The organism is Arthrobacter sp. UYEF20 (genome assembly GCF_040546335.1).
Lineage (GTDB): Bacteria > Actinomycetota > Actinomycetes > Actinomycetales > Micrococcaceae > Arthrobacter.
Genome location: NZ_JBEPNP010000015.1, coordinates 65,078 through 78,140, shown reverse-complemented (window position 1 = coordinate 78,140; position 13,063 = coordinate 65,078). Strand labels below are relative to the sequence as shown.

General features: G+C 68.6%; 12 protein-coding genes and 1 pseudogene. 10 read left to right on the top strand and 3 right to left on the bottom strand.

The genetic code is table 11. The annotated features are described in order from the left end of the window. Positions 1-49: 49 nt before the first annotated feature. Positions 50-1,099 (bottom strand): nitronate monooxygenase, encoded by a 1,050-nt coding sequence (locus ABIB26_RS16455; RefSeq protein WP_354245382.1) that lies wholly within the window; start codon positions 1,097-1,099, stop codon positions 50-52. 93 nt (positions 1,100-1,192) lie between these two features. Between ABIB26_RS16455 and ABIB26_RS16450 the strand changes: the two genes are divergently transcribed. The 9 genes and pseudogenes from ABIB26_RS16450 (at position 1,193) to ABIB26_RS16410 (ending at position 10,244) form a co-directional block, all read left to right on the top strand. Further along, positions 1,193-2,110: an N-acetylglucosamine kinase gene (locus ABIB26_RS16450; RefSeq protein WP_354245490.1), complete on the top strand. Its 918-nt coding sequence runs from the start codon at positions 1,193-1,195 to the stop codon at positions 2,108-2,110. Positions 2,111-2,181: 71 nt separating this feature from the next. Beyond that, positions 2,182-2,634 (top strand): NUDIX hydrolase, encoded by a 453-nt coding sequence (locus ABIB26_RS16445; RefSeq protein WP_354245379.1) that lies wholly within the window; start codon positions 2,182-2,184, stop codon positions 2,632-2,634. Between the two features lie 300 nt (positions 2,635-2,934). Beyond that, positions 2,935-4,099: pseudogene (gene rsgA / locus ABIB26_RS16440) on the top strand (ribosome small subunit-dependent GTPase A). 258 nt (positions 4,100-4,357) lie between these two features. Next, positions 4,358-5,452: an ABC transporter ATP-binding protein gene (locus tag ABIB26_RS16435; RefSeq protein WP_354245377.1), complete on the top strand. Its 1,095-nt coding sequence runs from the start codon at positions 4,358-4,360 to the stop codon at positions 5,450-5,452. Continuing rightward, the gene (locus tag ABIB26_RS16430) at positions 5,452-6,195 is read left to right on the top strand and encodes an ABC transporter permease (RefSeq protein ID WP_354245375.1); all 744 of its coding nucleotides are present in this window, start codon (positions 5,452-5,454) and stop codon (positions 6,193-6,195) included. The genes ABIB26_RS16435 and ABIB26_RS16430 overlap by 1 nt, the downstream gene beginning before the upstream one ends. Next, entirely contained in the window at positions 6,192-6,938 is a 747-nt protein-coding gene (locus ABIB26_RS16425; RefSeq protein ID WP_354245372.1) for an ABC transporter permease, read from the top strand. The genes ABIB26_RS16430 and ABIB26_RS16425 overlap by 4 nt, the downstream gene beginning before the upstream one ends. After that, positions 6,935-7,912, top strand: a complete 978-nt coding sequence (locus ABIB26_RS16420; protein ID WP_354245369.1) for an ABC transporter substrate-binding protein — start codon at positions 6,935-6,937, stop codon at positions 7,910-7,912. The genes ABIB26_RS16425 and ABIB26_RS16420 overlap by 4 nt, the downstream gene beginning before the upstream one ends. Before the next feature lie 186 nt (positions 7,913-8,098). Further along, complete coding sequence (locus tag ABIB26_RS16415; RefSeq protein ID WP_354245367.1) at positions 8,099-9,319, top strand: pyridoxal phosphate-dependent aminotransferase; 1,221 nt, start codon at positions 8,099-8,101, stop codon at positions 9,317-9,319. A 70-nt stretch (positions 9,320-9,389) separates the two neighbouring features. Beyond that, a complete protein-coding gene (locus tag ABIB26_RS16410; RefSeq protein ID WP_354245364.1) occupies positions 9,390-10,244 on the top strand; it encodes a polyphosphate kinase 2 family protein in 855 nt (284 codons plus the stop codon). A 47-nt stretch (positions 10,245-10,291) separates the two neighbouring features. Here the strand turns inward: ABIB26_RS16410 and ABIB26_RS16405 are convergent, their stop codons facing one another. Together ABIB26_RS16405 and xseA are read right to left on the bottom strand one after the other, a co-directional pair. Further along, entirely contained in the window at positions 10,292-10,534 is a 243-nt protein-coding gene (locus ABIB26_RS16405; RefSeq protein WP_354245487.1) for an exodeoxyribonuclease VII small subunit, read from the bottom strand. A gap of 103 nt (positions 10,535-10,637) precedes the next feature. Further along, positions 10,638-11,924, bottom strand: a complete 1,287-nt coding sequence (gene xseA / locus ABIB26_RS16400; RefSeq protein WP_354245361.1) for an exodeoxyribonuclease VII large subunit — start codon at positions 11,922-11,924, stop codon at positions 10,638-10,640. A gap of 229 nt (positions 11,925-12,153) precedes the next feature. Here xseA and ABIB26_RS16395 point away from each other — a divergent pair, with 229 nt between their 5' ends. Next, positions 12,154-12,996, top strand: a complete 843-nt coding sequence (locus ABIB26_RS16395; protein WP_354245358.1) for a hypothetical protein — start codon at positions 12,154-12,156, stop codon at positions 12,994-12,996. Positions 12,997-13,063: the final 67 nt, after the last annotated feature.

Below are 13,063 nucleotides of genomic sequence, written 5' to 3'. Positions count from 1 at the left end.
ACGGCGATCCCGGCACGTTTCCGGCGACGTCGGCGTCGGCCCGGGCCGGTCAGTCGCGGTCAAGCAGCCCGGCCAGGATGCCCGCGACCGGTCCCGGCCTCGCCTGCTGCCAGCCGGTGCCGGCCCAGAGGTTGAGCCGCTCCGGGTCCCCGGCGGCCGCCGCGGCCGCACGCAGCGGGGCTGTGAGGTGATGGACGGCCGGATACAGCTCGGGGGCGTCGGTGTGGTCGCGGACGAACTCATTGACCAGCGCCCGAGCCTTCCGGCCGGTGAAAGCGGACGTGAGCCGGGTCCCCGTGAAATGCGGGCTGGCGAGAGCGTCCTTGTGCAATTGCCGGGCGCCGCTTTCGTCCGAGCGGAGCAACGCAGTGCCCAGCTGCGCTGCCTCTGCTCCGGCAGCCAGCACGGCCGCGAGCCCGTCCCGGTCCATTACGCTCCCGGCGGCGATCAGGGGGAGCCCGACGGCGGACCGCACCTGGGTGACCAGCTCCGCCGTCGTGCGCTGCTGACTGAGTGTCTGGCCGCCGCTGCCTCCGCCGGCCTTCTGGAAGGCAGCGCTATGGGCGCCGGCGCTCGCGTGCTGGACCACCAGTGCATCCACGCCCTGGTCCGCGCCGGCCAGCGCCTCCGCCGGCGTGGTGACGGTGGCGATGACCGCGGAGCCGGCCCGCCGGAGGGCGCGCACCACATCGGGACCCGGGAGCCCGAACGCGAAACTGACCAGCTCCACCGGATCCGCCAGCAGCGCGTCGATCTTTCCCTGCCAGGCGTCGTCGTCATCGAGCCGAAGCGGCGGGAGCTCGGCCCCGTACCGGCGGGCGTCTGCCTCGAGCCGGGAGCGGTACCCCTCAAGCTGCGTCACCAGGGCCGGGGACGGCCGCAACTGGGCAGGGTCGGGGACGAAGACGTTCATCCCAAACCTGGCCCCGGACGCCCGGGTGGTGCGGATCTCCGCCTGCATCGCCGCCACGGTCTTGTATCCTGCGGCCAGGAAGCCAAGCCCGCCGGCCTCGTGGACGGCCTGCACGAAGGCCGGCGTGGAGGTTCCGCCGGCCATGGGGGCGGCAATGATGCGGGTACCGAAGAGGTTGTGCGGCATGGCTCACTCCTGGAGACGATTCAGTAGGCTGTTCTGGTGACTAATACTGACATCCCGCGGGCGGCGGATTCTGCTCCTTCGTCCTCAAACTCCATCGCCGCAGCCGGGGACGCGGCCGGGAACGGCGCGGGCGGCGCCGTCATCGGCCTCGATATCGGCGGCACCAAGACACGCGGGGTCCGGTTCGAAGCCGGCCGCGCCGTGGCGGACGAGTCGGTGGGCAGTTCGAACGTGCAGAACGTCAGCCGCGAGGAGGCAGCACGCCACCTCGCGGAACTCTTCGGCAGGATCGGCGGCGGCGCCGTGGCCCAGGTCTACGCCGGGGCCGGAGGCATCGACACCGACGACGACGCCGCGGCGCTCGCCGCCCTGATCGCACCGCACGTGCCCGGCGCCCGAATCACCGTGGTCCACGACTCCCGCCTGTTGCTGGCTGCGGGAGGCGCCAGCACCGGTGTTGCCGTCATTGCCGGCACCGGCTCGGCGGCCTGGGGCCGGAACGGTGCGGGCGCGGAGGCCCGCGCCGGCGGCTGGGGCTATCTGCTGGGGGACGAGGGCAGCGGCTACTGGCTGGGCCGTGAGGCTGTCCGCCACAGCCTGCGCCGGATGAACCAGGGGCTGGAGCCCGACGCGTTGACCACCGCCCTGCTGGCATCCTGCGGGGTGGATGACCCGAACAAGCTGATCGCGCTCTTCCACTCCGCGGAAACGGGCCGCCGGTATTGGGCGCAGCGGGCACGGCTCGTGGTCGATGCCGCCAATGCCGGCCACGCCACGAGCCAGGAACTCGTGGACCAGGCAGGACGTGATCTGGCAGGGCTTGCCGAGCAGGCCCTCCGGCAGCTCGGCCTTGACGGGCCGGTGATCCTGGGCAGCGGACTGGGCATGAATGTGCCGCGGCTGCAGGAATCGTTCCGCTCGGCGCTCGCCGCGGCGGGGATCAGCGATGTCCGAGTCCTGGACCAGGAGCCTGTCTTCGGTGTGCTCCGGCTCGTGGCCGAAAACGGCTGAACCCGTCCGGCGCCGTGCGGCCCGTCGAAGGGCTCCGGCCGGGTCCGGCGCCGGGACACTACGCTGGAGGGATGAGCCTGAATTTCGATACCCGCCCGGCCGCCTACGCCGTCATTGTGCGTGATGACGCCATCCTGCTGGCGTACTGGAAACAGGGCGGCAAGGAAGGCTGGACCCTGCCGGGCGGCGGCCTGGACTTGGCCGAGCATCCGGTGGACGGGTGCCGCCGGGAGGTCTATGAGGAAACCGGCTACCGCGCGGAGATCGGCACCATGCTGGGGGTCGACGTCGGGCACTGGCCCGCCGAGATCCGGATCGACGGCGGCGAACGGGACTTCCAGTCCTTGCGGCTCGTCTACGAGGCGACGATCACCGGCGGGGAGCTTCGGCACGAGGTGGACGGCAGCACCACCCATGCGGCCTGGATCCCGCTGGCGGAGCTGGAGGGCCTGAACAAGGTCTCGCTCGTGGACGTTGCGCTCCGGCTCTACCGGGAACGGCCGCTGGACGGCAGACTTTCCTGAGGATTTCCCTAGCCAGGCTTGGGCGGGCAGGGTTATTCTGGGAACGCCGCCGGGCGCACCGGCGAGACCGGTAGCAAGAGCGGGGGAGGTGGAGACGATGACTGCAATTGACCTGCGCGCAACGCGCGCAAACGGCCACGTCATTATTCCTGCCCCGGCTTTTCGCACCTCCTAGCCCTCAACAGCTGCCCGGTTCCTCAACAACCCGCAGCGCGGCACGTGCACCGGGGCCCCATCAAAGGGTTTTCGTTGACTACTTCTTCTGCACGTCCAGGCGCCCCGGGCGCCAGCCAAACCGGCATCCTTTCAGCAGGTCCATTCCGCTACGGCTACACCCCTGCCGTCGCGGACCGCTTCGCGGCCAACCCCGTTCCGGGCGGAGCCGGCCCGGGCCGGTCATCCGCGTGGACCGCAACCGCGTCCTCGTCGCCGTCGGGGAGGGTACTGCCCACCTGCCCTACCCCCGCGCCGGGGACCTTCCCGCCACCGGTGACTGGGTCTGGCTCGGCGTCAATAATGCGGGGGAGCCCGCCATCGTGGGGGTCCTGCCGCGCCACTCGGAACTGAGCCGCAAGCGTGCCTTCGAGGCGTCCTCGGAAGCGCAGGTGCTCGGCGCCAACATGGACATCGTGGGCGTCGTCGTTCCGGTGGACCGGCCGCTCACGCACAACCGGCTCGAGCGCACCCTCGTCGCGGCCTGGGACTCCGGAGCCATGCCGCTCGTGATCATCACGAAGGCGGACCTCTCGGAGGTGGCGGACGACGTCGTCGGGCAGGTGGTGCTGCAGGCCGCCGGCGTCGACGTCGTGACCACCTCGGCCGAACACGGCGACGGGCTTGACGAACTCCTGGCCCACCTGCCCGCCGGCGGGACCCTGGTGCTGCTGGGGCCGTCGGGGGCCGGGAAGTCCACGCTCATCAACGCACTCGCCGGCTTCGACGCGCAGGAAACCGGGGAAGTCCGGACCGGCGACGGCAAGGGCAGGCACACCACCACATCCCGGGAACTCGTGCCGCTGCAGGGCGGCGCGGTATTGATGGACACCCCGGGAGTGCGCGGCTTCGGGCTGTTCGACGCCGACGACGGGATGGAGGAAATCTTCGGCGACCTGGAAGAGCTCTTTGGCCAGTGCCGCTTTTCCGACTGTGCCCACAACAGCGAACCCGGCTGCGCTGTACAGGCCGCGCTCGCGGACGGCACCCTCGATGACCGGCGGTGGGCCGCTACCTGAAACTCCAGCGCGAGCTCTCGGCCCTGGCCCGCCGGCACGACGCTGCCGCGCGCAGGGCCTATGCGCGGGAGTGGCACCAGAAGATCGCGGCGGCCGGCCAGAGCCAGCGCGCCGCCGAGCGGTATCAGCACGAAAAAGCCGAACTCAACAACGGCATTGGCGGAAAGAGCGGCCAGGACGGAAAGAGCGGCAAGGGCGGCAAGGGCGGCGGCGGCCGCCGCCGGGGGCGCTGACCGTGCACTGACCGGGCGCTGACCGGGCACGGAGAAGCACCAGGGCCGCGCCGGAAGGGCATTCCGGCGCGGCACCCATCCGAAACCCCCGCGGATCCGAAGCCTTACGGTAGCCTCGGTGCCGCTGACTATTTCTATCGAATTGTCAGTACCGCTGGCTACGCTGGGTTTTACCGCTTTACAGCCAAAAATCAGCGTGCATATGATCAGTTCGCTGGACCGTCCGATATTGCCGCCAACAGTTAGGTAAGCCCGGAAATGGCTGAAGCCATGATCGAGTTCCAGAGCGTCACCAAGCAGTACCAGGGCGGTCAGGCTGCCGTGGAAAAGCTCACCATGTCCATCGACAAGGGCGCCATCACGGTCTTGGTCGGACCCTCCGGCTGCGGGAAGACCACGTCGCTGCGGATGATCAACCGGATGGTCGAGCCGACGTCCGGGATCATCACGGTGGGCGGGGAGGATGTCACCTCGGTGCCGGCGGCGAAGCTGCGGCGGTCCATGGGCTACGTCATGCAGTCCTCCGGGCTGATGCCACACCGTTCCGTCCTGGACAACATCGCCACCGTCCCCCGGCTCAACGGGGTGTCCAAGGCCGATGCGCGGAAGCGCGCCCAGGAACTGCTCGACGTCGTCGGGCTGGCCTCCGTGCTGGGCAAACGCTTTCCCTCCCAGCTGTCCGGCGGCCAGCAGCAGCGCGTCGGGGTGGCCCGGGCCCTGGCGGCCGACCCTCCCGTGCTCCTCATGGACGAGCCCTTCAGCGCCGTGGACCCGGTGGTGCGCGATGAACTCCAGCAGGAGCTCCTCCGGCTCCAGCGCGACCTGGCGAAGACCATCGTCTTCGTCACGCATGACATCGACGAGGCCACCGTCCTCGGCGACAAGGTGGCGGTGTTCGGCATCGGCGGCAAACTGGCGCAATACGCCACGCCCGAGGAAATCCTGCGGGCCCCGGCGAACGACTTCGTTGCGTCGTTCGTGGGCCGGGACCGCGGCTTCCGGCACCTCGGGTTCAGCCCTTCCGACGGCGTCACCATCCACCCGGCCAGCACCCTGACCCCCGGCGAGCTCCGGCACGACGGAAGCTCCTCGGACGAATGGCGGCTCGTGGTCGACGACGGCCTGCGCCCCCTGGGCTGGGCCGGACCCGGCAAGGGCGCCGAAATGGTCCCCGGCGGGTCCCTGTTCCACAAGGGCGACACCCTCCGGCGGGCGCTGGACGCCGCACTGTCCTCGCCCTCTGGTCTCGGCGTAGCCGTGGACACGGACGGCAGGGTGGCCGGCGTCATCAAGGCCGACGAAGTACTCGCCGTGATCGAATCGGACCGCCGGGTCCGGCAGGGCGCGCTCTGATGGAATGGTTCCTGGCCAACAGCGGGCAGGTCTACAGCCTCGCCGGCCAGCACCTCGTCCTCGCCGTGCTGCCGATGATCTTCGGGCTACTGATCTCGATTCCGCTGGCCCAGTTCGCCCGGCAGAACCGAGCCCTGCGCTCCATAGTGGTGACGGCCTCATCGCTGCTCTACACGATCCCTTCGCTGGCACTCTTCATCATCCTGCCCTCCATCCTCCAGACCAGGATCCTGGACCCCGTCAACGTCGTGGTGGCCCTGACCATCTACGCCGTCGCGCTGCTGGTCCGCGCCGCGCTGGATGCCTTCGACTCCGTGGACGAAGACCTCCGCCAGGCAGCCGTGGCCATGGGCTTCAAGCCCGCCGCCCGCTTCCTCCAGATCGACCTGCCGCTCTCCCTGCCCGTGCTCTTTGCCGGGCTGCGGGTGGTCTCGGTCAGCAACATCTCGCTCGTGAGCGTCGCCGCGCTGCTGGGCATCGGGAACCTCGGGATGCTCTTCACCTCCGGCCTGCAGCGCGACTTCGTCACCGAGGTCATCGTGGGCATTATCGCCATCCTCGTCCTGGCGTTGCTGATGGATGCCGTGCTGGTGCTGCTGGAGCGTCTGCTCACCCCATGGACCCGGGCCGCAACCGGAACGGGGGCAGGCCCGGACAAAGCCGGCCGGGCTGCGACGGCCCGCCGTGCCGGGACCACAGAACCGGCCGGGGCTGCGGCACCGGCAGGGACCGGCTCCGCATGAGCAACGTCATCACGGATACCTTCGCCTGGCTTGCGGATCCTGAACACTGGTCCGGCAGCGCCGGAATCCCGACCCGGCTGGTTGAGCACGTCCAGTACACCGGCCTGGTCATGCTGATCGCCACCGCCATTGCGGTCCCGATCGGCCTCTACGTGGGGCACACCGGACGCGGGCGGGTGGCCGTGGTGGCCCTCGCCGGCGCCCTCCGCGCCCTCCCCACCCTCGGCCTGCTGACGCTCTTTGTCCTGCTCGCAGGCATCGGGCTCATGCCGCCGATCTGGGCGCTCGTGATCCTGACGGTGCCGCCACTGCTGGCCGGCACCTATGCCGGGATCTCCAGCGTCGACCGGAACGTCGTGGACGCCGCCCGGGCCATGGGCATGACGGAACTCCAGGTGCTCTTCCGGGCCGAATTCCCCAACGCGCTCCCGGTGATGTTCGGCGGGTTCCGGACCGGTGTGCTGCAGGTGATCGCCACCGTCTCGGTGGTGGCCTACATCAACCTGGGCGGCCTCGGCCGCTACCTGTTCGACGGGCTTGTCCTCTCCGACTTCCCCCAGATGCTCGGCGGCTCCCTGCTCATCGCGGCGCTGGCGATCGCCGTCGACCTTGTCCTTGCTCTTTTCCAGAGGCTCTTCCTGTCACGGGGAGCCTCTGCTCAGCCAAACCGGAGCCAGCAGGCTGCGGTTGATCTCACAGACCCCGTAACCGCGGAGACTGTTGTTCAAGGAGGTACGTCATGAAGGAAACCCGCCAACGAGAACTCGGCAGACGCGCACTCGGCAGGCGCGCATTCGGCGGCCTGGCCGCCGGTGTAGGCCTGGCCATGGCACTGTCCGCCTGCGGAGGCTCCTCCAATCCGCTGTCATCGTCCCCCGCCACGGGCGGAGCCACGTCCGGCTCGGGCGCGGCCCTGGTCATCGGTTCCGCGGATTTCCCGGAGAGCCAGATCATTGCCGAGGTGTACGCCGGTGCGCTGAACGGTGCCGGCGTCACGGCGAGCACCAAGCCGAACATCGGTTCGCGCGAGGTCTACTTCAAGGCCGTGCAGGACGGATCGGTGGACGTCATCCCGGACTACAGCGGCAACCTGCTCCTGCATGTGAACAAGGATGCCACGGAGGTGTCCGCCGAGGAGATCTACAAGGCGTTGCCGGGCAAGCTGCCGGAGGGCCTGGCCGTGCTGGAACCCGCCCAGGCCGAGGACAAGGACGCGATGGTGGTCACCAAGGCCACAGCGGAGAAGTACCAGCTGAAGTCCATCGCTGACCTGGCGAAAGTCTGCAGCGAGCTGGTGGTGGGCGCCCCGGCGACCTTCGCCGAGCGCGCCTACGGCCTGCCGGGCCTGAAGAAGAACTACGGCTGCGAGCCCAAAAAGCTTGAGCCGTTCAGCGACGGCGGCGGGGCTGTCACGCTCAAGGCCCTGCTCTCGGACCAGGTCCAGGTCGCCGACATCTACACCACCACCCCGTCCATCGCGGACAACGACCTGGTGGTGCTGGAGGACCCCAAGGACAACTTCATCGCCCAGCAGGTGCTTCCGCTCTACAACAAGTCCAAGATGACGGACAAGGCGAAGGAAGCCCTCAACGCGGTGTCCAAGATCCTCACCACCGAGGACCTGATCAACCTCAACCGAGCCGTCAGCGGCAGCCAGAAGCAGAACCCCAAGGACGCGGCGGCCGCGTGGCTCAAGGACAAGGGGCTGGTCAAGTAAGGCTGCTTTGACTTCCTGACGCACGACGGCGGCTGCCGGACCCACCTTGGCACGCGCAAGGGGGCCGCCGGCCGCCGTCGCGCTTGCCGTGACGGTTCCGTGCCGGGTTCCGCGCCTGTGGCGGCGTGAATCGCCTGTGAGACATGTCTCACGGGAAGTACATCCCCTATATGGCATATTTGATGAATGGCAGAATTCAAGCAGTCCACCAAGCTTCATAATGTCCTCTACGACATCCGTGGACCGATTCTTCAGGCCGCCCAGCAGATGGAGGCGGAGGGTCACCGGATCCTCAAACTGAACATCGGAAACCCGGCCCCTTTCGGGTTTGAAGCGCCGGACGCGATCCTGGTGGACATGATCCGCCACCTTCCGCATGCCCAGGGGTACAGCGACTCCCGGGGCATCTTTTCCGCCCGGACCGCCGTCTCGCAGTACTACCAGACGCGCGGGATCCAGAACATCCACGTCGATGACATCTACCTGGGCAACGGCGTCAGCGAACTCATCACCATGTCGCTCATGGCGCTGCTCGATGCCGGCGACGAGGTCCTCATCCCCACCCCGGACTACCCCTTGTGGACGGCCTCCGTGGCCCTGGCCGGCGGCAGGCCGGTGCACTACCTCTGCGACGAGGACTCCGGCTGGCAGCCCGATCTCGAAGACCTCGAAGCGAAGATCACCCCGCGGACCAAGGGCATCGTGGTCATCAACCCCAACAACCCCACCGGTGCCGTGTATCCGGAGGAGACGCTCAAGAAGATCGTTGCCCTCGCCGAGAAGCACGGCCTGGTCCTCTTCGCCGACGAGATCTACGAGAAGATCCTCTACGAGGACGCCGTCCACGTGAACATGGCGAGCCTCACCGGCGACGACGTCCTCTGCCTGACCTTCAGCGGGCTGTCCAAGGCCTACCGGGTGTGCGGATACCGGGCCGGCTGGATGGCCATTTCGGGTCCCAAGCACGACGCCGCGGACTATCTCGAAGGCATCAACCTGCTGGCCAACATGCGCCTGTGCGCCAACGTGCCGGCCCAGCATGCCATCCAGACCGCACTCGGCGGCTACCAGAGCATCAACGACCTCATCCTGCCCGGGGGCAGGCTTCTGGAGCAGCGGAACAAGGCCTACGAGCTGCTGAACGCGATCCCCGGTGTCAGCACCCAGCAGGCCCGCGGCGCGCTGTACCTCTTCCCGCGGCTGGACCCCGAGGTTTACCGCATCCGGGACGACGAGAAGTTCGTCCTGGACCTGCTCCGCGAGCAGAAGATCCTGGTATCCCACGGCCGGGCCTTCAACTGGGTCCGTCCGGACCACTTCCGCATGGTCACGCTCCCGCTCGTCAAGGACATCGAAGAGGCGATCGGACGCCTGGCGGACTTCCTGAGCAGGTACAAGGGGAACTAGCCTGAGGGCAGCAGCGCGGCCCGGGCGACTTTCCCGCGCACAGGCTGCACGAACGGGAAAGAGGCTTTCCATGACAGCGGCCGTGAACTTCGAACGTCACCCGTCCGAGACCCTCCGGGTCGGCAAGGGATTCAAGCTCCGGGACTCGGATCCGGACTCCACGCCCGGCTATCCGGGGGACAAGGCCGACGGCGAGACGCTGCTCGCCGAACTGGACGGAAAACTCACCCGGCTCCAGGAGCAGCTCTTCGCCGAGTCGCGCTTCGGCGGCACCAAGCGCATCCTGCTGATCCTGCAGGCGATGGACACCGCCGGCAAGGGCGGAATCGTCAACCACGTCATGGGGGCGATGGACCCGCAGGGAGTCCAGCTGACGTCCTTCAAGGCCCCCACGCCGGCGGAGAAGTCCTATGACTTCCTCTGGCGGATTGAGAAGGCGGTCCCGGCAGCCGGCATGGTGGGTGTCTTTGACCGGTCACACTATGAGGACGTCCTGATCCACCGGGTCCACCGCTGGGCAAGCCCGGACGAACTGGAGCGACGCTACAAAGCCATCAACGAATTCGAATCCCGGCAGACGGCCGCCGGCGCCAAGATCGTCAAGGTCATGCTGAACATCAGCCGGGACGAGCAGAAGGAACGACTCCTCGCCCGTCTGGATGACCCGGCCAAGCAGTGGAAGTACAGCAGCACCGACCTCAAGGAACGCGCCTTCTGGAGCGACTACATGGACGCTTACCAAAAGGCGTTTGAGAAGACGACCACTGACATCGCTCCCTGGTACGTCGTGCCGGCCAACAAGAAATGGTACGCCCGGATTGCTGTCCAGCGGCTGCTGCTGGAAGCGTTGGAAGGGCTGAGACTGGATTGGCCGGTTCCGGACCTCGATGTCTCGCTGGAACGGGACCTCGTCGAGCGGTCCTGATGCCGGGCGGTCCTGACGCCGGGCGGTCCTGACGCCGGAGCGCCGGGTCAGCTTTCCTGGCCGGCCCGGTCCTTGGCGGCGGCCAGGCGTTTGCGGGCACCTTCGAGCCATTCCTCGCAACGTTTGGCCAGGGCTTCGCCCCGCTCCCACAGCGCCAGGGATTCCTCAAGGCTCGCGCCGCCAGTCTCCAGCCTGCCGACGACGCCGACCAGCTGCTCGCGGGCGTCCTCGTAGCTCAGGCCCTCGATGTCGGCGTTCGGAGTGCTCTGTGATCCATTGTTCTCTGCCATGTTCTCTGCTGCCATGTGATGCTCCTTGCTTGGTCCGCGGGGGACGCGTTGCTCTGATAAATGGTTACCCGGGCGGAAGTGACCGGGCGGGGGTGGCGCCGGATCAGCCCCCGGCGGGCTCCTCGTGCCCGGTGGACTGTGCGGTGAACCTGCCGCCGGCCACGCGCACCGTCAGATCGGTGCCGGCCGGTGCCTCCGTGGGATGCCGGACCACGTGGTGCCGGGTCCCGGGGGCCGACCCGCCGTCGGCGAGCTGCACGACGGCGTAGCCGCGGTCCAGGGTCATCTGCGGCGACAGCGCGCGCACCTGGGCCTTGAGGTGCACCAGCTGGTCGGCCGACCGGACCACGGCGGTGGTGATGGCGGCGTGCGCCCGGCCCTTGAGCCGTTCGACGTCGTCGTGCCGTGCGGCGACCATGACCTCGGGGGACGCCAGCACCGGGCGGGAACGCAGCGAGGACAGCCGGTCGGTTTCCCGCTCTACCAGCCGGGTGACTCCGCGCCGGAGCTGGTCCCGCGCCTGGCGGACCCGGGCGAGTTCCTCGACGACGTCCGGAACGATCCGCTTGGCGGCGTCGGTGGGAGTCGAGGCGCGGAGGTCGGCCACGTCGTCAAGGATCGGCCGGTCCGCCTCGTGGCCGATCGCGCTCACCACCGGGGTGACCGCATCGGCCACGGCGCGGATGAGTTCCTCGTTGCTGAACGGCAGCAAGTCCTCCAAGGCGCCGCCGCCGCGGGCGATGACGATCACGTCCACGTCCGGGCGGGCGTCCAGTTCCCGCAGCGCGCCGATCACCTGAGCGACGGCGGTATTGCCCTGGACCGCCACCTCGCGGATCTCGAATTCGACCGCCGGCCACCGCAGCGCCGCGTTGCGCAGCACGTCTTTTTTGGCGTCCGAGTCCCGGCCGGTGATCAGTCCGATCCGGTGGGGGAGCAGGGGCAGTCTCTTCTTGCGCGCGTCGGAGAACAGGCCTTCCGCCGCCAGGGCGTGCCGCAGGCGCTCGATCCGGGCCAGCAGGTCACCGAGCCCCACCGGCCTGATGTCCTTGACCGACATGTTCAGCCTGCCCGTCTTCAGCCAGAACTCGGCCTTGAGCAGGGCCACCACTCGGGAACCGCGTTCCAGCGGGATGTCCTGGCGGTCGAGCACCTTGGTCCAGACGGACGCCGGGAGCGATATCTCGGCATCAATGTCCCGCAGGGTCAGGTACGCGTTGGTGCCGCGCCGGTTCAATTCGATGACCTGGCCCTCGACCCAGGCGGACGGGGCCCGGTCGATGTGCAGCTTCAGTTTCTGGGACAGCAGCTGCAGCGGCCAAGGGTTGTCCGGGCTGGTTTCCGCGGCCGTGGCCGGGACCGTTGTGGCCGCCGTGAGGTCTTCAGACATGCCTGTACTCCGTGGCGGGGCTTGCCTTGTACATGTGCGTGGTGGTCCTTTGCCGGGGCGCTGTCGGCAGGCGTTTGCGGGGCGCGTGACCGCCCGGCAGCCTGTCTTGGTCGGGTTCAACTCTATCCATAGCTCTATCACGGGGGCCCGACGTTATGGCCCCCTTGTCCATCCCGACGGCGGCCCCCGTAGGATGGCACTACCCCCAACAACTTTCTAGGACTCTCTCTTGCGCACTTTTGTCTCGGCCATGGCAGTACTCATCGGGCTTTTGATGGCGGCTGTTGCCGTTCCGGCGATGTGGGTGGACCGCAACATCGTCCAGGAAGACGGCTTCGTCGCCCTCACCGGCCCGCTGGGCACGGATCCCGCGTTCCAGCAGCGGCTGGCCGCCGCCGCGGTGAACAGCCTCAGCGCGGACCGGATCCCGGAAGCCCTCACCGAACTGGCCCGTCCGGTCCTCGACAACGCCGCCCAGTCGCTGACCGGGCTGCCCGGCTACCCCGAGGCCTGGACTGAAACCCTCCGCAAGAGCCACCGGCTCAGTTTTGCCGATCCGAACACCCTGCCGGCCGAGGTGGACGGCACCAGCGCCCTGACCCTGGACGTCGCGCCGCTCGTCGGGCTGGTGGCGACGCAGGTCGCCGATGCCACCGGCCTGCCCTTGGAAGCACCGGACCAGGTGCTGATCACCATCGGCCAGTCCAACCAGCGCCAGATCATTGAACAGGTATCCGCCTACGCGCCGATGGGCTACGCCGTGGCGGTTGGCGCGGCCATCGCCTTTGTCCTGGCCTTTGCTGCAGCCCGGCGCCGGTGGACGGTCCTGGCCGGCGCGGGAGCCGGTGCGCTGGTTCTGGCCGGCGTCTGGAAGCTGGCTTCCGACGCCGTCGGACGGGCAGTGGATGGAACCTCCAGCGGAAATGCCGTGGCGGAGATCTTCAAGCGGGAATTCGTCGCGGCGTCGGCCGCCGGTTTCGGCCAGTGGATCCTGGCCGCCGCCGTGGCCGGTGCCGTCCTGCTGGTACTGGGGCTCGTGCTGCGGATCGTCGGCGGACGCCGCCGGGCCTGAGGCCCGGCCGGTCCCCGGCCCGTGTCCCCGGCCCGTGTCCGCGCGGCACAACTCCGGCCCAAAACAG